The organism is Lentzea pudingi (genome assembly GCF_014646255.1).
Classification (GTDB): domain Bacteria; phylum Actinomycetota; class Actinomycetes; order Mycobacteriales; family Pseudonocardiaceae; genus Lentzea; species Lentzea pudingi.
Window position 1 is genome coordinate 250,537 of sequence record NZ_BMNC01000008.1, and the last position, 21,041, is coordinate 271,577.

General features: G+C 69.2%; 19 protein-coding genes. 8 read left to right on the plus strand and 11 right to left on the minus strand.

All coding sequences use genetic code 11. The features are described 5' to 3' along the window. Positions 1 to 103 precede the first annotated feature (103 nt). Positions 104 to 514 carry a ribonuclease domain-containing protein gene (locus IEY88_RS27600; protein ID WP_189157756.1) on the plus strand — a complete coding sequence of 137 codons (411 nt, stop codon included), beginning with the start codon at positions 104 to 106 and terminating at the stop codon, positions 512 to 514. A gap of 3 nt (positions 515 to 517) precedes the next feature. Here the strand turns inward: IEY88_RS27600 and IEY88_RS27605 are convergent, their stop codons facing one another. Beyond that, a complete protein-coding gene (locus IEY88_RS27605; protein WP_229693818.1) occupies positions 518 to 1,648 on the minus strand; it encodes a PucR family transcriptional regulator in 1,131 nt (376 codons plus the stop codon). A gap of 163 nt (positions 1,649 to 1,811) precedes the next feature. Between IEY88_RS27605 and IEY88_RS27610 the strand changes: the two genes are divergently transcribed. Further along, positions 1,812 to 3,593, plus strand: a complete 1,782-nt coding sequence (locus IEY88_RS27610) for an FAD-binding dehydrogenase (protein ID WP_189157758.1) — start codon at positions 1,812 to 1,814, stop codon at positions 3,591 to 3,593. Here the strand turns inward: IEY88_RS27610 and IEY88_RS27615 are convergent. Both IEY88_RS27615 and IEY88_RS27620 read right to left on the minus strand, forming a co-directional pair. Then, a complete protein-coding gene (locus IEY88_RS27615) occupies positions 3,590 to 4,192 on the minus strand; it encodes a P-loop nucleotide/nucleoside kinase family protein (RefSeq protein WP_189157759.1) in 603 nt (200 codons plus the stop codon). The two genes, IEY88_RS27610 and IEY88_RS27615, sit on opposite strands and share 4 nt — an antisense overlap. Before the next feature lie 8 nt (positions 4,193 to 4,200). Then, entirely contained in the window at positions 4,201 to 6,135 is a 1,935-nt protein-coding gene (locus IEY88_RS27620) for a potassium transporter Kup (protein WP_229693819.1), read from the minus strand. Positions 6,136 to 6,715: 580 nt separating this feature from the next. Here IEY88_RS27620 and IEY88_RS27625 point away from each other — a divergent pair. Together IEY88_RS27625 and IEY88_RS27630 are read left to right on the plus strand one after the other, a co-directional pair. Continuing rightward, positions 6,716 to 7,567, plus strand: coding sequence for an SGNH/GDSL hydrolase family protein (locus tag IEY88_RS27625; RefSeq protein WP_189157760.1), 852 nt, complete (start codon positions 6,716 to 6,718; stop codon positions 7,565 to 7,567). After that, positions 7,564 to 8,409, plus strand: a complete 846-nt coding sequence (locus tag IEY88_RS27630) for an SGNH/GDSL hydrolase family protein (protein WP_189157761.1) — start codon at positions 7,564 to 7,566, stop codon at positions 8,407 to 8,409. The genes IEY88_RS27625 and IEY88_RS27630 overlap by 4 nt, the downstream gene beginning before the upstream one ends. Here the strand turns inward: IEY88_RS27630 and IEY88_RS27635 are convergent. Genes IEY88_RS27635 through IEY88_RS27645 form a run of 3 tightly spaced genes read right to left on the minus strand, consistent with a single transcriptional unit; the run spans position 8,390 to position 11,122 of the window. Then, positions 8,390 to 9,967: a sensor histidine kinase gene (locus IEY88_RS27635; RefSeq protein ID WP_189157762.1), complete on the minus strand. Its 1,578-nt coding sequence runs from the start codon at positions 9,965 to 9,967 to the stop codon at positions 8,390 to 8,392. The two genes, IEY88_RS27630 and IEY88_RS27635, sit on opposite strands and share 20 nt — an antisense overlap. Beyond that, positions 9,964 to 10,608 carry a response regulator transcription factor gene (locus IEY88_RS27640; RefSeq protein WP_189157763.1) on the minus strand — a complete coding sequence of 215 codons (645 nt, stop codon included), beginning with the start codon at positions 10,606 to 10,608 and terminating at the stop codon, positions 9,964 to 9,966. Before IEY88_RS27640 ends, IEY88_RS27635 begins: the two co-directional genes overlap by 4 nt. Then, positions 10,589 to 11,122 (minus strand): hypothetical protein, encoded by a 534-nt coding sequence (locus IEY88_RS27645; protein WP_189157764.1) that lies wholly within the window; start codon positions 11,120 to 11,122, stop codon positions 10,589 to 10,591. Before IEY88_RS27645 ends, IEY88_RS27640 begins: the two co-directional genes overlap by 20 nt. 170 nt (positions 11,123 to 11,292) lie before the next feature. On the opposite strand from IEY88_RS27645, the gene IEY88_RS27650 reads away from it, so the two are divergent. Then, positions 11,293 to 12,249, plus strand: a complete 957-nt coding sequence (locus IEY88_RS27650) for a class I SAM-dependent methyltransferase (protein WP_189157765.1) — start codon at positions 11,293 to 11,295, stop codon at positions 12,247 to 12,249. A 36-nt stretch (positions 12,250 to 12,285) separates the two neighbouring features. Here IEY88_RS27650 and IEY88_RS27655 read toward each other — a convergent pair whose 3' ends face one another. Beyond that, on the minus strand, positions 12,286 to 12,897 hold the full coding sequence (locus IEY88_RS27655) for a TetR/AcrR family transcriptional regulator (protein ID WP_189157766.1): 612 nt from the start codon (positions 12,895 to 12,897) through the stop codon (positions 12,286 to 12,288). Positions 12,898 to 12,980: 83 nt separating this feature from the next. Here IEY88_RS27655 and IEY88_RS27660 point away from each other — a divergent pair, with 83 nt between their 5' ends. Genes IEY88_RS27660 through IEY88_RS27670 form a run of 3 tightly spaced genes read left to right on the plus strand, consistent with a single transcriptional unit; the run spans position 12,981 to position 16,350 of the window. Beyond that, positions 12,981 to 13,838, plus strand: a complete 858-nt coding sequence (locus tag IEY88_RS27660; protein WP_189157767.1) for a metal-dependent hydrolase — start codon at positions 12,981 to 12,983, stop codon at positions 13,836 to 13,838. Beyond that, positions 13,838 to 14,734 carry a PDR/VanB family oxidoreductase gene (locus IEY88_RS27665; protein WP_189157768.1) on the plus strand — a complete coding sequence of 299 codons (897 nt, stop codon included), beginning with the start codon at positions 13,838 to 13,840 and terminating at the stop codon, positions 14,732 to 14,734. The genes IEY88_RS27660 and IEY88_RS27665 overlap by 1 nt, the downstream gene beginning before the upstream one ends. Positions 14,735 to 14,736: 2 nt before the next feature. Next, positions 14,737 to 16,350 (plus strand): SDR family oxidoreductase, encoded by a 1,614-nt coding sequence (locus tag IEY88_RS27670; protein ID WP_229693820.1) that lies wholly within the window; start codon positions 14,737 to 14,739, stop codon positions 16,348 to 16,350. Between the two features lie 456 nt (positions 16,351 to 16,806). Here the strand turns inward: IEY88_RS27670 and IEY88_RS27675 are convergent, their stop codons facing one another. The 4 genes from IEY88_RS27675 to IEY88_RS27690 all read right to left on the minus strand — a co-directional run bounded on the left by IEY88_RS27675 (position 16,807) and on the right by IEY88_RS27690 (position 21,002). Next, positions 16,807 to 17,244 (minus strand): tetratricopeptide repeat protein, encoded by a 438-nt coding sequence (locus tag IEY88_RS27675; protein ID WP_229693821.1) that lies wholly within the window; start codon positions 17,242 to 17,244, stop codon positions 16,807 to 16,809. Between the two features lie 54 nt (positions 17,245 to 17,298). Next, positions 17,299 to 18,942, minus strand: a complete 1,644-nt coding sequence (locus tag IEY88_RS27680; RefSeq protein WP_229693822.1) for an NlpC/P60 family protein — start codon at positions 18,940 to 18,942, stop codon at positions 17,299 to 17,301. 40 nt (positions 18,943 to 18,982) lie between these two features. Beyond that, entirely contained in the window at positions 18,983 to 20,428 is a 1,446-nt protein-coding gene (locus IEY88_RS27685) for a carboxylesterase/lipase family protein (protein ID WP_189157770.1), read from the minus strand. Between the two features lie 67 nt (positions 20,429 to 20,495). Next, a complete protein-coding gene (locus tag IEY88_RS27690; protein WP_189157771.1) occupies positions 20,496 to 21,002 on the minus strand; it encodes a DUF4231 domain-containing protein in 507 nt (168 codons plus the stop codon). Between the last annotated feature and the right edge of the window lie 39 nt (positions 21,003 to 21,041).

A 21,041-nucleotide genomic window follows, 5' to 3' on the forward strand; every position in this document is an offset into this window, starting at 1 on the left:
AGGTGGCCACAGTTGCGCGGATGGTTCCCTGCCGTTCATCAGCTCGTGGTGCTCGACCGAAAGGATCACGACGTACCTCGTTCCCTGCCGATGGAGGTCTGAAGTGCTCACCCTGCAACCGCACCGGACACGTCGCCTGTTCGCCGCTCTCGCCGTCGTCGCGTCCGTCCTCGGCGTGACCACGGCCGCCGCCCCCGCGGCCGACGCCGCCGTCTACAGCTCCTGCACGCAGTCGCGTTGCGACGCGGCCCGTTCCGCCAACACCACGTGGAAGTCCAAGAACTACCCGAGCACGCGCGGCTGGAACAGCTGGCCGAACGGCCAGTGCAACTACGCGGGCGGCGTGCACCAGAACCGCGAGGGCCAGCTCCCGGCCGGCCACAGCTACCTGGAGTTCGACGTGTATCCGCGTGCCTGCAACGCGTCCCGGGACGCGTACCGGATCGTCGTCGACCGCACGGCCGGCACGGTCTACTTCTCGCCGGACCACTACAAGAACTTCTACCGCCTCTGAGTCTTACCTGGCGCTGCGGTCGATCCACGACCGCAGCGCCCACCAGGTGTGCAGCGTCGTCAGCACGTGCGACCGTCCCGCATCGGGGTTCTCGCCGAGATCGACGTCGGTCAGCTCCACCAGCCGGTCGAGCCGGTACCGCACCGTGTTCGCGTGGATGTGCAACGCCGAGGCCGTCGCGCTGAGCCGGCCGCCGTTGTCCAGGTAGCACAACGCCGTCACCACCATCTCGTGGTGGAACGTGCTCTTCGGGTCCAGCTGGCCGAGCAACGAGTCGGCGAGCGTCGCCGCAAGCCCGGGGTACGCCGCGAGAGCGGTCTCACCAGCGAGATCAACAAGAAGCTGCACGCCCAGAGAAGCCCTCGCCGCCGCCAGGGCCTGCGTGCACATCGAGTACGTCCCCCGCAACGACTTCAGCGCGGTCGCCGGGGACACCACGAGCAGGTCGTCCGACCACGACGGCGGCACGTGCGTGAGCCCCGCCAGCCGTCCCTCGACCAGCCCGTAGACGCCGCCGAACGTGTGCAGCCGCTGTTCCAGCGTCCGCGCGTGGCTCGGGTCGGTCACCCCGGACACGACGCAGTGGTAACGACCGTCGGGACGCAGACCCGCACGCGCGAGTTCGGACGCGTCCGGGAAGTCACCGGACACCAGCAGCCGCCGCAGCACCTGGGCGTGCAGGTCACGGACCGTGCGGGACAGCTGCAGCTCGGCCGTGTGATAGCCGCTGACGATGTTCCGCTCGACCGCGCCGACGTAGTGGTCCAGGTCGATCATGAAGTCGAGGATCGTGCCGTCGTCCACCCCGAGCGACCGCGCGAGCTCGACGCTCGCCCTGATCAACTCGGTGCGCCCGGCGTGCACCCCGCGCAGCAGTCCCGCCATCGACACACCTTGGGCGGCCCGGTCGGCTCCCAGCGACAACGCGGCGGAGAAGTCGCCGTCGTCGGGCGAGCCGCCGCGTTCGAGGTGCGCGATCCCCTCGGACAGCAGGAAAGCGATGTGCCGGCGGTTCTCCTCCGCGGGCAGCCGGGCGACCTCCGGCGAGTTGCCGCGAGCCGCGTCGACGACCCGTCCGACCACCTTGTCGTCGGCGGCGACGGCCTGGAGCACCTCACGGACCATCGCGGACATACCCGGCACGTCGCCTCCGCAAACCCCACGTTGTGTGACGGCCACAACACAGCCGTCTCCGTTTGGTGGCGGGACCCTATCCCCCGCTCTCGGGTTACTGGTTAGTTGCTTTACGCGAGAGTAATTCGCGTTGGCTCCACCCTTCAACGAGGAAGGCCCTGGGATGTCAGACCGGAACATCAGCCGCCGCAACCTCCTTGCCGCGAGCGGCGCGATCGGGGCGATCGCCGCGAGCGGGACTCTGGGACAGGCAGTCGCCGGGGCTGCGCCGAGAGTCGACGCGGACGTGATCGTCATCGGGCACGGTCTGGCGGGGCTCGTGGCGACCTCCGAACTGGCCGCGGCGGGCCGCAAGGTCCTGCTGCTGGACCAGGAACCCGAGGCCAGCCTGGGTGGACAGGCCTTCTGGTCGCTCGGCGGCCTCTTCTTCGTCAACTCCCAGGAGCAGCGCACCGCCGGCATCAAGGACTCGCTGGAGCTGGCCCGCGCCGACTGGTTCAACACCGCCGGGTTCGACCGCGGGGTGAACGACCCGCTCGGCGAGGACTACTGGGGCGCCAAGTGGGCCGAGGCGTACCTGAACTTCGCCGCCGGCGAGAAGCGCGACTGGCTCCACGGCCTCGGCGTGCGCTGGGTGCCGATCGTCGGCTGGGCCGAACGCGGCGGGCAGCTCGCGGACGGCCCGGGCAACTCGGTGCCGCGCTTCCACATGACGATGGGCACCGGCCCCGGCGTCATGGAGCCCTTCGAGAAGAAGGTGCGCGAGGGCGTCCGCGACGGCAAGGTCACCTTCAAGTTCCGGCACCAGGTCGACGGCCTGATCACCAGCAACGGCGCCGTCACCGGCGTGCGCGGCAGCCTGCTGGAGCCCAGCAACGCCGCGCGCGGCACCCGCAGCTCCCGCACCAAGGTCGGCGACTTCGAGCTGTACGCGCCGATGGTCGTCGTGACCTCGGGCGGCATCGGCGCCAACCACGACCTGGTGCGCCGCAACTGGCCCGCCCGCCTCGGCCCGGTACCCCAGCGGCTCGTCACCGGCGTCCCGGCGCACGTCGACGGCCGGATGCTGGCGATCACCGAGCTGGCGGGAGGCCGCCTGGTCAACCGCGACCGCATGTGGCACTACACCGAGGGCATGATCAACCACACGCCGATCTGGCCGGACCACGGCATCCGCGTGCTGGCGGCACCGTCGTCGCTGTGGCTCGACGCGCGCGGCAAGCGCTTCCCCAGTCCCGGCATCCCGTCGCTGGACACGCTCGGCACGCTGGAGCTGATCGGCCAGTCCGGCTACGACTACTCGTGGTTCGTGCTCAACAAGAAGATCATCGACAAGGAGTTCGTGCTCTCCGGTTCCGAGCAGAACCCGGAGATCACCCGCAAGGACCTCGCCGCCTACATCGCGATGCGGATCTTCAACAGCACCCCACCGCCGGTGAAGGCGTTCATGGACAAGGGCGTCGACTTCGTCATCAAGAACAACCTGCCCGACCTCGTGGCCGGGATGAACCAGCTGACGGGCCAGAACCTGATCAACCTGGACGACCTGCGCCGCCAGATCACCATCCGCGACCAGCAGACCGAGAACCCGTTCACCAAGGACGTGCAGGTGATGGGCATCCGCAACTCGCTGGCGTACAGCGGCGACAGCCTCGCCCGCACCGCCGGGTTGCACCGGCTCCTCGACTCCGGCTCCGGCCCGCTGATCGCGATCAGGATGAACATCCTGACCCGCAAGACGCTGGGCGGCCTGCAGACCGACCTGCAGGGCCGGGTCCTCGGCTCGAACGGCCAGCCGGTCCGCGGCCTGTACGCGGCGGGCGAGGTGGCCGGTTTCGGCGGCGGCGGCGTGCACGGCTACCGCGCGCTGGAGGGCACGTTCCTGGGCGGCTGCCTGTTCTCCGGACGCGCGGCAGGCCGTGCCGCGGCAGCCGAGAGCGCCTAACGGCCCACGATCCCGGGGTCTGCGGTCTCCCCTGTTGACCGCAGACCCCGCACCACCTCGAGCACCTGCTTCACCGACCCGGCAGGCGTCTCGACCGCGGAGTCGAGCACCAGGTGCTCCTCCTCCCACGCTTCCCACAGCCCGCGCATGCGCTGCACGTGCACCCACGGAACCGTTGCGTGCCAACCAGGAATCCCCCGGTCACGCCCCTCGACCCGCGCCCGGTGCAACACCTCGTCGGAACACACGCACTCAACGCCCACGAACACGCCCCCAAGCCGCTCAGTGAGCTCACGCCACCGAGCCCGCTCCTCCACCGTGTGCCCGGTGGTGTCGACAACAACGTCGATCCCCAGCTGGACGTGCCGGGCAACCAAGGCCCTGAGCTGCAGATCAACAACCTCGTAGGCGTTCTCGTCAGTGACCGCACGCGCCAGCACCAACGCCCCCATGACCCAGTCCAGCGAGAAGACCGGCACACGAAGCTGCTTCGCAACCCCTTCTGCAAGAGTGCTCTTCCCGGCCCCAGGAGACCCCGCCACCAGCACGACAACGGGACTCTCGGCAGAGGGTTCCAAGTTCAGGTAGGGATCCGTCATGCCCTCACCTAAACATCGATGTGGGCTCCCATGATCACTGTTCGCTCTCGGGGCAATCCGAAGTGCTCGGCAGCATCAGCGGTGATGTAGGACGTGGCCACGAACAACCGCTTGCGCCACCCGGCCATCGTCCGCGACCGCCCGCGCCGCAACTCGATCTTCGACAGGAAGTACCGCGCCTGCTCGAGATCAAGCCCGCCCTCCGTCATCCCGGGATCCACCAACGCCAGCGCCGCAGGCACATCAGGCGTCTCCATGTACCCGAACCGAGCACACACGTGGATGATCCCGTCATCCGCAAAGCCAAGCCGATCCACCTCGACCCGCCGCTCCTCGGCAACCCGAGGCACCGGCTCGGTCTCGATCGAGACGATCACAACCCGCTCGTGCAACACGTGGTTGTGCTCGACGTTCGCCCGCATAGCAAGCGGCGCAGTCTCTTTCCCCCGGTTCAAAAACACAGCACACCCAGGCACCCGAGCAAGCCGCTGCGAGTGCAACTCCTCGACGAACACCTGCAACGACCCCTCAGCCTCCCGCCGAGCCTTCGTCACGATCGCCCGCCCACGCTGCCAAGTGGTCATCACCGTGAACGCGGTCAACCCGATCAACAACGGCAACCAGGCCCCATGCAACAACTTCGTCAAGTTGGCCGCCAGGAACAGAAGATCCACCCCAAGCAACACAACGCACCCCAGCCCCACAGCCCACCCAGGCGCCTTGAACCGCACCCGAGCGATGAACAGGAACAGCGTCGTGGTGATCGTGATGGTCCCTGTAACCGCCATCCCGAAGGCAAAGGCCAGCGCAGCAGAAGTCTGAAACGCAAAGACCAACGTCAACACCGAGACCAGCAACACCCAGTTGATCCAAGGCACGTAAATCTGCCCAATGGTCGACTCAGACGTGTGCGCAATCCGCAACCGAGGCAAGTACCCGAGCTGCGCAGCCTGAGAAGCCACCGAGTAGGCCCCAGTGATCACAGCCTGCGAGGCGATGACAGTAGCCGCCGTGGCCAACACCACCATGGGCCACCGCCCCCACTCAGGCACAAGCAGGAAGAACGGCCCACTCACGTTGGCCGGATCGTCCAAGATCAGGGCCCCTTGCCCCATATAACTCAACACACAGGCCGGAAACACCAGAACCAACCACCCACGAGCAATCGCAGGCCGCCCGAAGTGCCCCATGTCCGCGTACAACGCCTCAGCCCCAGTAACCGCCAACACCACAGCAGCCAAGGCAAAAAACGCAACATCAAAGTGCCCGAACAAGAACCCAACAGCATAAGTAGGCGACAACGCCTTCAAAATCTCCAGATGCCCAGCGATCCCACCAACCCCAGCCACTCCAACAACACCAAACCACAGGATCATCACGGGCCCGAAGAACCGCCCGACAACCCCACTCCCCCGCCGCTGCACCAGGAACAACCCAACGATGATCACGGCAGTGATCGGCACGACAAACCGCCCGAGCTCAGGCTCGACAACCTTGAGCCCCTCAACAGCAGACAAGACAGAGATCGCAGGGGTGATCATGCTGTCGCCAAAGAACAAGGCGGCCCCAAAGATCCCCAACGCAGCCAACGTGGCAGCAGCCTTGCGCCCCTGCTTGGCCTTCCACCGCCGCAACAGCGTGATCAGCGCCATGATCCCGCCCTCACCATCGTTGTCGACCCACATGGCCAACAACACGTAGGTGATGGTCACAACGATCATGACCGACCAAAAGATCAACGAGACAACGCCAAAAACGTTGTCCACACTGACCGGCACCGGATGCGGATCAGCGGGATTGAACACGGTCTGAATCGTATAAATGGGACTGGTCCCGATATCCCCGAACACAACCCCGAGCGCCCCGACAACCACAGCAAGCCGAACGGTCTGACCAGCGAGCTTCGCCCGAGAGGGCGCCCCGGAAACCTGCGACTCAGCCACGAGCAACCCCCTAGACGGCCTGCTGCCCGCAAGATAACCGCCCCCGAACCCACACGCTGAGCACAGCCGGGTGATCTTTACGCCATCCTGACGCCCGACGCCCGACGCCCGACAACCGCGATGCCGAAGGCGAGCCGTCCTGTCTTTCGTCTTTAGCAAGCCCGAGGGGCGGTGGGGTCCCATCACGAGTCGCGCCATAGCTCTTGCTGCATGCCTGAAGGGGTGTCAACTCGACACGCTTTTCGTCGAGTTGACACCCCTCCAGGCATGTGGCCCGCTCTTGGCTCGGCTCGTGATGGGACCCCACCGCCGACGCACCCAAACAACTCAACCGGCAGCCGCCCAACGCAACAGGCGTGCCATCTACCTACGGGTGGCGTGGACCCCTGATCAGATTGCCGGGGGTCTGGGGGCAGAGCCCCCAGGGGAAGCACGCAACAGCAACCAGGCCGCCCGCAACAGCAACCGCCCACCAGGTCGCGTACCGCATGGCAACTACTACCCCCAAACCCGGCTGACAGCCCCCTAACGGCCGCTCTCGTACCCTGGACCCATCAGCTTCCAATGAACAGGAGTAGGTGTGCCGAGGTTCGCGCTAATCCTGCCAGCCCTATTCGCGCTGGCAGCGTGCACAGCAACCCCACCACCCTCCACCCCAACCCCAACCCCCAGCAGCAGCACCCAACCACCACCCCCCGACCAACAAATCCACCTGTCAATCGGCGACTCCTACGCAACAGGCTTCGCCCCATCAGGATCAACCACCGAAAGCTTCGCCCAAATAATCGCAAACCGAGCCAACCGAAAACTGATCAACCTGGCCTGCAACGGCGCAACCTCAGCCGACCTGGCCACCAAACCGGCCTGCGGCCCCAACGCCACAGGCAAATCCCAACTGGACGCCGCAACAGAAACCCTGCGCACCAACAAAGTCAGCCTGATCACCCTGGTGATCGGCGGCAACGACCTGGCCCCGTGCGCCCTCGCCCAAGACCCCTTGGACTGCGCAACCAGAACCGTCGCAACCATCCAGACGAACGTGGCCGGCACGCTGTCCGAACTACGCCAAGCCGCCCCAGACGTGAAGATCATCGGCCTGACCTACCCAGACGTGTTCCTAGGCGCATGGGTGAACCCGTCGTTCCCGAACGGCAAGAACCTGGCCCGCCTGTCCGTCACGATGTTCCAGGACTTCAACTCAAAACTCGCAGCCCAATACAACAAGTTCGGCGCGAAATTCGCCGACGTCACCAACACGACCGGCGGCTACGGCGCATTGACCGACCTGACCCAGGACCCGAAGTACGGCCAGATCCCAACCTCAGTGGCCAAGGTCTGCAACCTCACGTACTTCTGCGACCGCACCGACGTACACCCGACCCCAGCCGGCCACCAGGCGATAGCCGAGGCCGTGACCGCAGCAGGACGTTGACCACCGCGGTGCAAAAGCTCCCTGTAGCTGTCATCGCCGCGCTGCTGTTGACCGCGTGCGCGCAGGAATCGACGCCGGAGTCTCAGCCGACCGTCCCCACCCCAGCCAGCCAACGGCTGTACATATCGCTAGGCGACTCCTACGCCACCGGTTACGGCCCAACCGGCCCCAGCGACAGCTTCGCCCAGATCGTGGCCGCACAATCCAACCTCACCCTGGTCAACGCCGCCTGTAACGGCGCCACCTCCGCAGACCTCCTCTCCACAGAGGCATGCGACCCCAACGCCAACGGCAGAACCCAGGTAGCCCGAACCGTGGACGCCCTCCACTCCGGCGAGGTAGACCTGATCACGATGGTGATCGGCAGCAACGACCTGCTGGAACCGTGCGCGATAGCAGAAAACCCGCTGGAGTGCGCCACCGCAACCCTCACCGACACCAGGTCCAACATCGCCACCGCGCTGACCAGGTTCCGCGAGGCAGCACCAGACGTGAGAATCGTCGGCCTGAGCTACCCGGACGTGTTTCTGGGCGCATGGGTGAACCCCGCGATCCCGAACGGCGAGGACCTGGCACGCACGTCAATCCTCCTGTACGAAGACTTCAACGCCCAAATAGCCGCGGAGTACGCGAAATTCGGGGCGAACTTCGTAGACGTCACGAACTCGACCGGCGGCTACGGCGAACTGACCAACCTGACCGAGGACCCCAGGTACGGCCAGATCCCGGCCCCGGTAGCGGAGGTGTGCTCGCTCACCCACTACTGCGACGAGACCGACGTGCACCCAACGCCCGCCGGCCACCAGGCGATCGCGAACGCAGTCATCGCGGCAAGTCGCTGAACTCCGCCCGCAAGATCGTCCCCTCACCGACCACCGACCACACGGTCAACCGCCCACCAACGGCCGCCACCCGGTCGTCAAGCCCACGCACCCCAGACCCGGACAGGTCCACACCACCAATCCCGTCATCGCTCACCTCAACCGTGACGAGCCCGCCCACACAGGCGACCACAACACGCACCTCACCAGCCCGCGCATGCTTAACAGCGTTGGTGAGCGCCTCAGCAACCACGAAGTAGCAGGTGCGTTCCGCAACAGCAGAAAGCCGCTCCTCAGGCACACCAGCGAGCACCACGGGAACCGCCGACCGCTCAGCCAGCGAGAGCAGAGCAGGACCAAGCCCAGCATCGGTCAACAGCACCGGATAGATGCCACGGGCAAGCGACCGCAACTCGTCCAACGCCCGAGCCAGTTCCTCCCGAGCGACCGCAACCAGCTCAGGCGACTCCTCCGCCAGCCGCAACGTCAACAGCACCCCCACCAACCGCTGCTGCGCACCATCATGCAGATCGCGTTCAACCTGACGGCGCGCCTCATCGGAGGCCTCCACAATCCGTTGCGCCCGCAGCGAGTTCTGCACGGCCAGCGCCGCACTGGCGGCAACGGCCCGCACGAACACCGGATCCAGCGCCGGATCGTGCACGAGCGCCGCCAGCCGCACCCCACCCGCTTCCAAGTAGGTGACGCCACGACCAGCAGCAGCCACCTCGCCGTAGACGATCTCCAACGACGGGTCGTGCAATGTGCGCGCCAACACCGACCGCAGGTCACCAGGCAACCCGGCTCCGAGCGACACCGCGAGCTCACCGACGGCGGACCGGTCCAGCCGTGCCCGCACCAGCCCGTAGAGCAGCGCCAGCGGCCACCCGACCAGCACGATCTCGGTGGACCACTGCAACGGCACCTGGACCGCGGCCGGCAGCCCGAGCAACGCCGCCACGTACGTGACGACCAGCGTCAGCACGATCGCCGCGCCACCCCAGACCACCGGCCCGAGGTCACGCCGCGCCACACTCCCGGACCGCAACCAGCGCGTGATCATGCGCGCCAGCAACGCGACCAGCAGGACGATCCCGCCGACCAGCACGACCACCGCGACGGCCGGGACAGCGCGAGACGGCGCCTCCCGGATCACCACGATGTTCTGCGGCCCGTCGAACGGCGTGAGCACCAGGTACGCCACGTTGACCGGCACCGTCAGCAGATAGGCAACACTCACAACCACGCGCTGCCAACGACTCGTGATCCGTCCGGCCGGATAGGTGACCAGCAGGTGGCCGAGCACCGCCAGGTACAGCGTCTTGGTCGCAACGCCGAGCGCGTAGCCCCAGTCAGACTCGACAGCCCCCGCCAGCCGCACGAACCACGCCAGCCCGACGGCGATCATCAGCTGCCCGGAGAGGCTGTCCGGACGCCGGTCCGCCGCCTCGATCCCGGCACCGATGAACGCGAGCCCCACCGCGAGGTTCAGCACGACGGCGGGCACCGAGACCTCGTAGCCGCCCCACACCAGCGCGGCCAGGGCGAGGAACCCGGTGCCCAGCCAGAGGATCCTCATCGGCGCAGGTAGGCGAGCACGGCCAGCACCCGCCGGTTGTCGTCGGAGCCCTGCTGCAACCCGAGCTTCGTGAACACCGACCGCACATACGCCTCGACCGTCTTGGGGCTCAGGAACAGCCGTTCGCAGATCCCCTGGTTCGACCGTCCCTCGGCCATCACGGCGAGCACCTCGCGTTCGCGTTCCGACAACGACTCCAGCGGATCACCGGCCCGCCGCCTCCCGACCAGCGTCGCCACCACGCCGGGGTCGATCACCAGCCCGCCCGCCGCGACCCGGCGCACCGCGTCGGCCAGTTCCGCCGGGTCGGCGACGCGGTCCTTCAACAGGTAGCCGGCGCCACGGGCGTCCGCGTCGAGCAGTTGCATCGCGTAGTGCGGCTCGACGTGCGCGGACAGCACGAGGACCCCGATCTCAGGGTGCGTCCTGCGGATCTCCCGCGCGGCGTCGAGGCCCTCGGTGGTGAAGCCGGGTGGCATCCGGATGTCGACGACCACGACGTCCGGCGGGTCGGCGCGCACCCCGGCCAGGAGCCCGGCCGCGTCGCCGGCCTTCGCCACCACCTCGAACCCCGCGTCGGTCAGCAACCGCGCCACGCCTTCGCGGAACAACGCGGCATCGTCAGCTACTGCTACGCGCATGCGGTGATGCAACCACGTGCGTGTGCTGCCGGCGGTGCCACACGACCAGAAGGACGGCGTTCACCACCGTCAGCCCGGCCACGGCGGGCCACAGGTGCTGCATCGCTCCCGCGGTGTCGCTGACGACGAACGTCCAGGCGATCTTGAACAGGCCGCCGCCGTTGATCGCGACCAGCGCCCACGCCAGCGAGCGCCGCCACAACGCCACGGCGAGCCCGCCGAGCGCCAGGGGCACGAGCAGACCCATGGCGAGCTTCGCGGGCGTCCACTCCCCCAGCAGGTACTCGCGCTCGGCGGCGAGCATCTCGATCGCGCCGGCGGTCGGCTGTTCGGGGGCGGGGAACCACGCCATGCTCGTGGCCAGGGCCACCACCGTCGCCACCAGGCCCCACCAGCTTCGCTTGTAGCTGAAGTAGGCCAACGGCAACAGGAACAGCGGCCGGATGTACCAGCTGAGCTCGTTGTGGTGGCGTGCCCACGCCCACGCGCCGAGCTCGTTGAGCCACTCGATCATTTCCTTGCTCCTTCCGAGTGGCTTCCAGGGTTCGCGTTCTCACGCGCCGGAACTACCAGGCCAGCTCGCGAACCGGGGCAGGGTTTTCCCCGTATTACCCGAAAGACCCTGTTGATCAGCCGCTCCGCCTGACAGGCTCTGGAACCGTTGCCGCACCGAGGAAGTGTTCGATGACCGTGCTCCCGCACACCACTGACGTCCTGCACCGGCTCAGCGACGCCGTCGACGGCTTCCTGCGCAGCGAGAGGGACTTCGACCTCACCGATCCGGCGGCGCACATGCTGGTCGGAGGCAGGTTGCGCACGCTCGGCGCGCAGATCGGCGAGAGCGTGCTCGCGGGCATCCCGGACGAGGACATCGCCGCGATCGTGCAGCCCGCGCGGTCGGCATGTTCACGCTCACCCTTCATGCGCGACGAGAACGAGTGGGCGCGCGGTTATCCCAGCGACTTCCGGCTGGTCGAGCACGTCGTGGCGCAGGCGAACGAGGCCGCGCCCGGCACGCTGGGCTGGCACGTCGAGACGAACCTGCAGAGCTCGGCGATCACCCAGCAGCAGCGCAACCGGGTGATGCACCAGGCCCGGCTGATCAGCGACGTGCTGACCGCGCCGCGCAACGGCCCCCGTTCGGTGCTGGTGGTCGCCGCCGGTGCCGCCCCCGACCTGCGGCTCATCCCTCCGGGCATCGTGCGGCCCGGCGACAGGTTCGTGCTCACCGACGTCGACCCGGACGCGCTGGAGCTGGCCCAGAAGCGGCTCGGGCTGCTCAACGAGTTCACCACCGCCGTGCCCGGCAACGTGTTCCGCGCGCTCCCGAAGCTCGCCGAGCTCGGCCCGTTCGACCTGGTGCTGGTCAACGGCCTGTACGGCTACCTCAACGACCGCGCGGCCGTCCGGCTCACCGAGGCCGTGCTGACCAGGCTCTGCCGGCCCGGCGGCACGTTCTACTTCACCAGCATCAAGCCCGGCAACCCGTTCAAGTGGACGCTCGAGCACCTCATGGACTGGTCGGCGGTCGAACGCGACGACCGCGCCATCCGGGCGTTACTGCCGGGCTGCGACGTGTCGATGAACCTCGACCCGACCGGGCTGGCGGTGCTCACGCACGTCCGGACCGGGCGGGGATGAACGACCGGCGAGCGTCGCTCCACTCGCGGGCCGTGCTCAGCGCAGGCCGTGGGCGATCCGGGTCACGAAGGCCGCCAGCCGGTCCGGCGTGAACTTCTCCGGGTCGGTGAGGACCAGGCGGCCGGACATCTCGGCGAGGGCGAGCATCGCGTGGCCGAGCAGGGCCGCGTCGAGGTCGTCCAGGCGGCCGAGCTCCTTCAGGCCCAGGGCGGCCAGGTCCTCGATCTGGGCGAGGACGCCCGCGCGCACGAGTTCGACCTGCGCGCGGAACTCGTGAGGGGTCCCCTCGGGCGGTAGGAGCACCAGGCGCCAACGGTCTGGGGCCTCGACCACGGCCGTCACGAAGACCCGGACGGCGTCGGCGAAGGCGTCGTCCGGGGACCGGGTGGCGAAGTCGGTCGGCAGGGCGGCGAGGACCTGTTCGGTGGCGCGGCCCGCCTCGCGCTCGAGCAGGGCGCCGATGAGCTCGCCGCGGTTGGCGAACAGGTCGTAGAGCACGGGCTTGGTGACCTCGGCCTGCTTCGCGACCGACTCCATGGTGACGGTGTCGAAGCCGGCCGGGATGAGGCTCAAGGCGGCGTCCAGCAACTGCTCGCGGCGCTGCTCCGGCGGCAGGCGGCGGGCGTACTTGCGACGCGTTGTGTTCACGGGATCATATTGCTACGGTGGCGTAGCTTTCACAAAGCTACGGGCGCGTAGCAATTGGCGGCGGAGTCGGCGGAGGTACTGCGATGGAGCCGGACAACCTCGTCCTGCAGCCGCGTGACGTGCGGTTCGACTGGTCGACCCTGCCGATGCACTGGGTCCCGGACGAGCCGGTGGCCACGCACGTCATGAACGTCCTGCACCTGCTGCTACCCGAGGGCGAGCGCTGGTTCGTGCGGACGTTCCATCAGGTGGTACCGCTGATCACCGACGACACGCTGCGCGAGGACGTGCTCGGGTTCATCGGGCAGGAGGCGATGCACGCCGAGGCGCACAGCGAGGTCCTCGACCACCTGCTCGCCAACGGGCTCGACCCGCGGCCGTTCACGCGGCAGATGGAGCACGTGTTCCAGCGCATCCTCGGCCCCAAGCCGGGCCTGGACGCGGAACAGGCGCGCGAGCAGCTGATCGAACGGGTCGCGATCGTCGCCGCCGTCGAGCACTTCACGGCCTACCTGGGCGACTGGATGCTGAACGCCGACGCACTGGACCGGGCCGGCGTCCACCCGGTGATGCTGGACCTGTTGCGCTGGCACGCGGCCGAGGAGGTCGAGCACCGCAGCGTCGCGTACGACCTGATGTGCCACCTCGACCGCCGGTACGTGCGCCGGGCGCGGACGATGCTGCTGGTCGCGCCGGTGCTGTTCTGGCTGTGGGTGCGTGGCGCGCGGTTCATGGTGCGCGCGGACAAGACGACGAAGGTGCGGCTGACCTGGCGGGAGTCGATGCGGGCCGGGCGGCGCGGGCTGCTGCCGAAGCTGTCGGAGATCCTCCGCGCGTTCCTGCGGTACTTCCACCCCGCCTACCACCCGAAGCAGGAGGGGTCGACGACGCAGGCGATCGCGTACCTCGCCTCCTCCCCCGCCGCGCGCGAGGCGCACTGATGCTCAACGGCCTCACTCGCTTCGGCACCCTCTACGACTCCGCCGTCACCCGGTTCGGCGGCCGGGCGCGACCTGGTGTCGCGCGGGATGCCTTGTGGCTCAACGTTGTCGAACGCTCACAAATCGCGGACGGGGTCGTGAGCCTCCGCCTCGGCGGACCGGCGCTGCCCGACTGGCAACCCGGCTGCCACGTCGACCTGCACCTGCCCTCTGGCCTGCGCCGGCAGTACTCGCTGTGCGGTGATCCGGGCGAGAGCACCTACCGGATCGCGGTCCGCGAGGTCGGCGCCGGGTCACGCGAGGTGCAGGCGTTGCGGGCCGGCGACCGGATCCAGGTGCGCGGACCGCGCAACGCGTTCCCGTTCGCGGGGATCGGGCCGGTCTTGTTCGTGGCGGGCGGCATCGGGATCACCGCGATCCTGCCGATGGTGCACGCGGCCGCGCGGGCCGGTCTCGACTGGCGGCTCGTGTACTGCGGGCGGTCGAGGGCGGCGATGCCGTTCCTGGACGAGCTGCCGGCCGGTCGCGTCGACGTGCGGATCGGGCGTGGTTCTCCCCTGCTCGGGCACGCTTCGCCCCGTGGCGCGGTGTACTGCTGCGGGCCGGCGTCGATGCTGGAGCAGGTGCGCGCCGAGTTCTCGTCGCGCTGGCTGCACTTCGAACGCTTCAGTCCGCCGCCGATCGTGAACGGCCGCCCGTTCACGGTCGAACTGCGGCGCAGCGGGGTATCCCTGGACGTGCCGGCCGACCGGTCGGCGCTCGACGTGATCAGGGATCTCCGGCCGTCGGTCGCCTACTCGTGCCGGCAGGGGTTCTGCGGCACGTGCGACGTCGGCGGCGTGCGGATCTGCGTGGATCGGCCCACCGGTGACCGACTCGTCTTGGAGGAGCTGTGAAGGTGCGTTCCGGGGAAGTCGACCTCGCCGTGCAGGTGCGCGGCACGTCCGGGCCGACGGTGGTCCTGGTGCACGGGTATCCGGACACGCACGAGGTCTGGGACCGCGTGGCCGCCCTGCTGGAGAAGGACTTCCGGGTCGTCACCTACGACGTGCGCGGGGCCGGTGAGTCGACCGCGCCGTCCACTGAGGACGGTTACCGGCTCGACCGGCTGGCGGCGGACCTGTTCGCGGTGATCGACGCGGTCAGCCCGGACGAGCCCGTGCACCTGGTCGGGCACGACTGGGGTTCGATCCAGTCGTGGGAGGCCGTGACCACCCCCGGCGCGCGGATCGCCACGTTCACCTCGGTCTCCGGGCCGTGCCTCGACCACATGGGCCACTGGTCGCGCAAGCGGTTGTCGATCGCTCACATCCGGCAGTTCTTCCGCTCCTGGTACATCGGCGCGTTCCACGTGCCGGTGCTCGCGCCGCTGTTCTGGCGGCTCTACCTCGGTCCGCGCTGGGGAGGCGTGCTGCAGCGGGTGGAGGGCGTGCGGGTCAAGCCCGCGCGCACGATCACGACGGACGCGGCGCGCGGGATCTCGTTGTACCGGGCCAACATCCGGCAGGTCATGCGCTCACCCCGGCAACGCTTCGCCCTCATGCCGGTGCAGGTGGTCCAGCCGATCCACGACCGCTACATCCGCACCGAACCGCTCGACCTGGAGCGCTGGGTGCCGTCGCTCACGCGCCGCCGGATCGCGGCCGGCCACTGGGCACCGTTGAGCCACCCGGAGCCGGTCGCGCGGATGATCAGCGAGTTCGTCACGGACTCCACACCGAAGCGCGAGCTCGTCGTGATCACCGGTGGTGGCAGCGGCATCGGCAGGGCGACCGCGGTGGCGTTCGCCGAGACGGGCGCGAAGGTCGTGGTGTCCGATGTGGACTTCGCGGCGGCCAAGGAGACCGCCGGCCTGATCGACGGCCACGCCTACGAGGTCGACGTGCGCTCCGAGGAGGCCGTGCGGGCATGGGCGCGGCAGGTCGCCGCCGAGCACGGCGTGCCCGACGTGGTCGTGAACAACGCCGGTGTCGGCCACTCCGGGTCGTTCCTGTCGACCACGACCGAGCAGTGGCAACGGGTGCTGGACGTCAACCTGTGGGGCGTCGTGCACGGCTGCCGGGCGTTCGGCGAGCTGATGGTCGAACGCGGGGAGGGCGGCCACATCGTGAACCTGTCCTCGGCGGCGGCCTACCTGCCGTCGAAGATCCTCTCCGCGTACGCCACCAGCAAGGCGGCGGTGTTCATGCTGTCGGACTGCCTGCGGGCCGAACTCGCACCGCACGCGGTCGGCGTCAGCGCCATCTGCCCCGGCGTGGTGAACACGAACATCACGGCGACCACGACGTTCTCCGGCGTCAGCGCCGAGGAGGAACGCCGCAAGCAGGACCGCGCGTCCCGGATCTACGCCCGGCGTGGCTTCGGCCCCGAGGGTGTTGCCGCCCAGATCGTGCGGGCGGTGCGTCGCAACAAGCCCGTCGTGCCGGTGACGGTTGAGGCGAAGGCGGCCCGGCTTGCCAGCCGGGCGGCGCCGGGGTTGCTGCGGGCGTTCGCCAAGCTGGACGTCGGGTGAGACTTCGAGGGCGGCCGGCGCAGGGGTAGCTGCCCGCGTTCGCCGGGCCGGACGTCGGGTGAGACTTCCAAGGCGGCCGGCGCAGGGACTGCCGCGCACGTTCGCCGGGCCGGACGTCGGGTGAGACTTCGAGGGCGGCCGGCCTGGGGGCGGCCGCCCTCGTTCACCTCGCTAGGCCTCGGCCAGGTCGCCACCGAAGACGGCGGGCTGGACCTCGGCCGGGTTGCCGCCGAGGGCGGCGGGCCACGCCTCAGCCACGTCACTAACGAAGCGGCGGACTGGACCTCAGCCACGTCACCACCGAGTACGGCGGCCAAGCCTCGGCCAGCACCACCACCGAAAGCGGCGGCCAAGCCTCGGTCACGCCACCACCGAAAGCGGCGGAGTAGACCTCAACCGCGGCGCCACCGAGTACGGCGGGCCAAGCCTCAGCCAGGCCTCCACCGAAGCGGCGAACTAGACCTCGGCCAGGTCGCCACCGAAGGCGGCGGCCAGCCGGAGCCAGGGCGCGGCCTCCTCCGGCCTGCCCTGCCGCTCCAAAGTGCGGCCGAGCAGCAGGTGGGCGTAGTGCTCGACCGGGTCGCGGTCCACGATCACGCGGAGCTGCGCCTCGGCCTTGCCCAGCTGCGCCGAGTGGTAGTAGGCACGGGCCAGCAGCAGGCGGAGGTCCGTCTGGAACGGCACCTCGTCCGCGACGGCGGCCAGCAGCTCGGCGGCCCTGATGTAGTCGCGGGACTCGAACAGCAGCTGCGCGCGCTCCCACTTCTCGGCGGGAGTCTCCACGTGGCCGGAGTCGAACAGGTGCCTGACCGTCACCCAGCGATCTGCCGCCACCTCACCATTCGGCTGGTAGGCGTTGAACATCGTGCTGTCGTGCACGGAGAACTCGTTCATCGGAGAACCTCCCTTCCGGACGCGTACAACGCCTCCGGGACACAGGTATTCCCGTCAGACCCGGCGGACGATCCGCAGCGACCGCGCGTACGTGCCCGTGCCGTCCACAGTGGAGGCACCGCCGAGGTCGCTGATCGTCGGCCCGTTCACCGTCTTGCGGCTGGAGGCGAACCGGTACCGGCCGTCCTGGTCGCGCCCGAAGTACACGCCCACGTGGTCGAGCCGTCCGGTGACCTCCTCCTCGTCGGCGTCGAAGACCACCAGGTCGCCCGGCTGGATGTCGGCGTAAGTCCCGTCGCCGTGCACGACCACACCGGGACCGGTCGGCCCGATGTCCCGTGACCTGCGCGGGAGCACGGTGCCGTCGCCGGGGCCGGTGAAGATCATCGGCACGCCCAGGTGGTGGCCGAACACCATGCGGACCAGGCCCGAGCAGTCCAGCGTGCGGTGCCACCGCTCGGCCGGCGCGGGCCGCTGGTCGCCGTTGGGGAAAGTCCACGCGACACCCATGTACTCGTGAAAGTCCGCGCCCTCGACTCGGGTTCCGTCGGGGTCGAGCGGCCCGTAGCCGGACTCGCCCAGCACCTGCACGCCGTTCTCCCGGTACGGCGCCGCGCCCGTCTGCAGCATCGCGCAGTACGCCAGCGCGTCCGGCGAGACGTCGGTCGCCCAGGCCCGCACGCGCACGTCGGTCTCCGCGTTCCATCCCTGGAACGGCGCGGGCAGCAGCCGGACCCAGGTGTCGTGCGTGACGACCGGCGGCCTGACCCACGTGCCGCTCGCCGCGAACTCGTGCACCAGCGCGCGGCTCGGCACGGCGGTGCTGCCCTTCGACGCGATCGCGCGGACGCCGAGCTTGCCGGCGCCGAAGGTGGCGTCCTGGACGACGTGCGTCCAGCCGGGTTCGGTCGTGCCCTCGCGCCACGCCTTGGCCTGCGAGGTGCTGCCGGACCGGGCGACGCGGACACGCCACCGGCCGGTCCCCGCACCGACCTCGATCCCCGCGGCCACCGTCGTGACGACGTCGTCCTGCTCGCGCTCGACGCTCAGCCGCACAGGACCGGCCGGGCTGAACGCGAGCCGGGCCCGGTAGTGGTTGTCGTAGTTCTGGTACCCGAACGTGAGCGCGATCGACGTGTCCGCTCCCACCGGCGCCGTGTCCAGCGAGACGGTCGCGGCGCAGTCGAAGTCGCCGATCGCCGGGTCGTTGAGCGTCACGAAGAAGCTGGAGTTGTTCTGCGGCAACCGGATCATGCCGCTGCCCGGTGCCACCGAGTAGTCGGCGGGCTCGCCGTTCGTGCTCACCCAGCGGCCACCGCCCGGGGACATGCCCCACCCGCCGGTCGACGTGCGCGCGAACGGATCGGAGAACGGCCGCTTCTGCTCGCTGAACGACCGCCGCGCACCGCGCACGGCCACGCTGCGGGCACCCGCGGTGAGCGTGGCCAGCACCCCTTTCGCGTCGGACACCCTCGTGCGCCCGCCCGGCAGCGCCTCGACGGTGAGCGCCCCGCGCACGGGGTCCGGAAACCAGTCCGGATCCCCGAACGCGACCAGGCCGGGAATGCGCTGACGTGCGAACGACATCACGTCCCCCTCGGCCAGGGCGGCTTCGGCGCCGGCGGGCACCGAGCCCACCAGCGGTGCGGCGGCCCCGGCGGCCAACACGGCCAGCACGGACCTGCGGTTTAACGTCATTCCCACTCCCCCAGAGTTGTTCCCGGGCAAGCCTAACGGGTTACCCCGCAAGAGAAAGCGCGTCGAACGAGTGGTCCTGCCAGATCAACCGCGACCGCTCCTCCGGGTACGGCGCCGTCTCGTCCTGGACGTCGAACACCCGCGTCAGGCGGTCGGCGGAGTACGCGGGCCACCCCGGATCACCATCGACGGCGAAACCGGTCCACGCCGCCCGCATCCGCGCGGACACGTCCCGCACGACCGGCGTGACCTCGCCGAGCACCGCGGCCGACTGCCCCCGGTCGAGGTTGCCGAACACCAGCGGCACGTCAATCCCGTGGCACGCGCGGAACGCCTCGGTCGGTTCGAACGCCACGACGTAGACGTGCGCCCGGCCACCGGCCGCCACCTGGGCTTCCGCCAACTTCACCGACGGCATCCGGAACAGCCAGTCCGAGCACACCAGCTCGAACAACTCCTCGGGCTCCAGATCCGGATAGGCGAGGCCGGGAGCGAACAGCTCCGACGCCGCCGATGCCTGCTCCGGCGTCACGGTGCCCACCAGGCCCTCCAGCACGGATAGGAGCCGCTGCTCGTGCACCGTGTGTCCGGCGAGCAGCTCGACGTCCCGCGCGGCACCCGACTTGAGCGCCTCCCACGGCGTCACCGGCAGCACGTCCCCGTCGACCACCGGTGCGAACGGGATCATCTTCTGCGCCACCTGTCCCCAGCGGGAGAACTGGCGCATCTTGGCCATCACCTCGTCACCCGCGGCCGGCAGCAGTTCGGCGTCCACAGTGGACAGATCCGCCGCGGTCGGGCGCAACCCCAGTTCGGCTGCGCACACAGCGGCGATCTCGGAGGCCAGTTCGGGACCGAAGAACGTGCCCGGCACGCTGCTCGCGATCGCGCGGTGGAACAGCCCGGCGGCGCGGGGCATGGCGAGCAACGCCGCCACCGAACCACCGCCCGCCGACTGGCCGAAGACCGTCACGCGGGCCGGGTCACCGCCGAACGCGCGGATGTTGTCGCGCACCCACTCCAGCGCGGCGACCTGGTCCAGCAGGCCGCGGTTCGCCGGAGCGCCCTCGATCAGCGCGAACCCCTCGATGCCCACGCGGTAGTTGAACGTCACCAGGACGACACCGCCCGACGCGAGCCGCGCGCCGTCGTAGTCGGGCAGCCCGGACATGCCGACCGTGTAGGCGCCGCCCTGGATCCACACCATCACCGGCAGGTCACCGGCGCCCCGGGGCGACCAGACGTTCACCGTGAGCCACTCGTCGCCGGCCGAGCCGATGCCGTCCATGCCGAACACCGCGGCCTGCGGTGGCGGCGGCCCGAACTCCAGCGCGTCCCGCACGCCGTCCCACGCCACGACCGGTCGCGGCGCGGCGAACCGCGCGGATCCCACCGGCGGCGCCGCGAACGGGATGCCGCGGAACACCGCCATCCCCTGCTCGGTGGTACCGCGAACAGTTCCGCCGGTGACCCGTACCTCGACCATGGCGGCATCGTGGGCGCATCCCCCGCGAGAAATCCAGCGATTTACCGCCCGCCGGACCACGACCAGATCAGGTCTTGGCGCCGTTCATGTCGGGGAACGACAGGTCCTTGAAGTACGACGTCGCCTCGTGCCGGCGGAGCTCGCCGAGCTTGTCGATGAACGCGCTCGCGGCCTTCTCCTGCACCGCCCGCTGGTCCACGTCGTCGGAGGCCGGGAAGTTGCCCGGCGTCGTCTTCCACTCGAGGTAGGCGGCGGTCACGGCCATCTCGCTGTTGCGCAGCAGGATCCACGACTGGTCCCACCGGTAGAACGCGCGCAGCCCCACCAGCCCGGCGACCAGGACACCCGTGAGCGAGACAGTCAGGTCCTTGCCGGGATAGTCGAGGGTCGTCAGCACGGGCAGCGTGGCGCCGGCGAGGATCACCAGCGTCCCGCTCAGCCGGTAGAACCGCCGGTGCCAGCGCGCCCGGACGTCGTAGAACGACCGCAACCACGTGCCGTACGCGTCCGCCGTGGCGAGCGCGCCGTCCTTCATCTCCGCGATGTGGTGCGGAAACGCCGGGATGGACTTCATCTCGTTCCCCCCTCGGAACTGATTTCCACCCCAACGATA

Bases quoted from the DNA above. Each gene is read 5' to 3' on its own strand.
- IEY88_RS27635 (WP_189157762.1), bottom strand. From the start codon at position 9,967: ATGAGGATCCTCTGGCTGGGCACCGGGTTCCTCGCCCTGGCCGCGCTG.
- IEY88_RS27610 (WP_189157758.1), top strand. From the start codon at position 1,812: ATGTCAGACCGGAACATCAGCCGCCGCAACCTCCTTGCCGCGAGCGGC.
- IEY88_RS27650 (WP_189157765.1), top strand. From the start codon at position 11,293: ATGACCGTGCTCCCGCACACCACTGACGTCCTGCACCGGCTCAGCGAC.
- IEY88_RS27680 (WP_229693822.1), bottom strand. From the start codon at position 18,942: ATGACGTTAAACCGCAGGTCCGTGCTGGCCGTGTTGGCCGCCGGGGCC.
- IEY88_RS27690 (WP_189157771.1), bottom strand. From the start codon at position 21,002: ATGAAGTCCATCCCGGCGTTTCCGCACCACATCGCGGAGATGAAGGAC.
- IEY88_RS27615 (WP_189157759.1), bottom strand. From the start codon at position 4,192: ATGACGGATCCCTACCTGAACTTGGAACCCTCTGCCGAGAGTCCCGTT.
- IEY88_RS27660 (WP_189157767.1), top strand. From the start codon at position 12,981: ATGGAGCCGGACAACCTCGTCCTGCAGCCGCGTGACGTGCGGTTCGAC.
- IEY88_RS27605 (WP_229693818.1), bottom strand. From the start codon at position 1,648: ATGTCCGCGATGGTCCGTGAGGTGCTCCAGGCCGTCGCCGCCGACGAC.
- IEY88_RS27640 (WP_189157763.1), bottom strand. From the start codon at position 10,608: ATGCGCGTAGCAGTAGCTGACGATGCCGCGTTGTTCCGCGAAGGCGTG.
- IEY88_RS27665 (WP_189157768.1), top strand. From the start codon at position 13,838: ATGCTCAACGGCCTCACTCGCTTCGGCACCCTCTACGACTCCGCCGTC.
- IEY88_RS27685 (WP_189157770.1), bottom strand. From the start codon at position 20,428: ATGGTCGAGGTACGGGTCACCGGCGGAACTGTTCGCGGTACCACCGAG.
- IEY88_RS27645 (WP_189157764.1), bottom strand. From the start codon at position 11,122: ATGATCGAGTGGCTCAACGAGCTCGGCGCGTGGGCGTGGGCACGCCAC.
- IEY88_RS27675 (WP_229693821.1), bottom strand. From the start codon at position 17,244: ATGAACGAGTTCTCCGTGCACGACAGCACGATGTTCAACGCCTACCAG.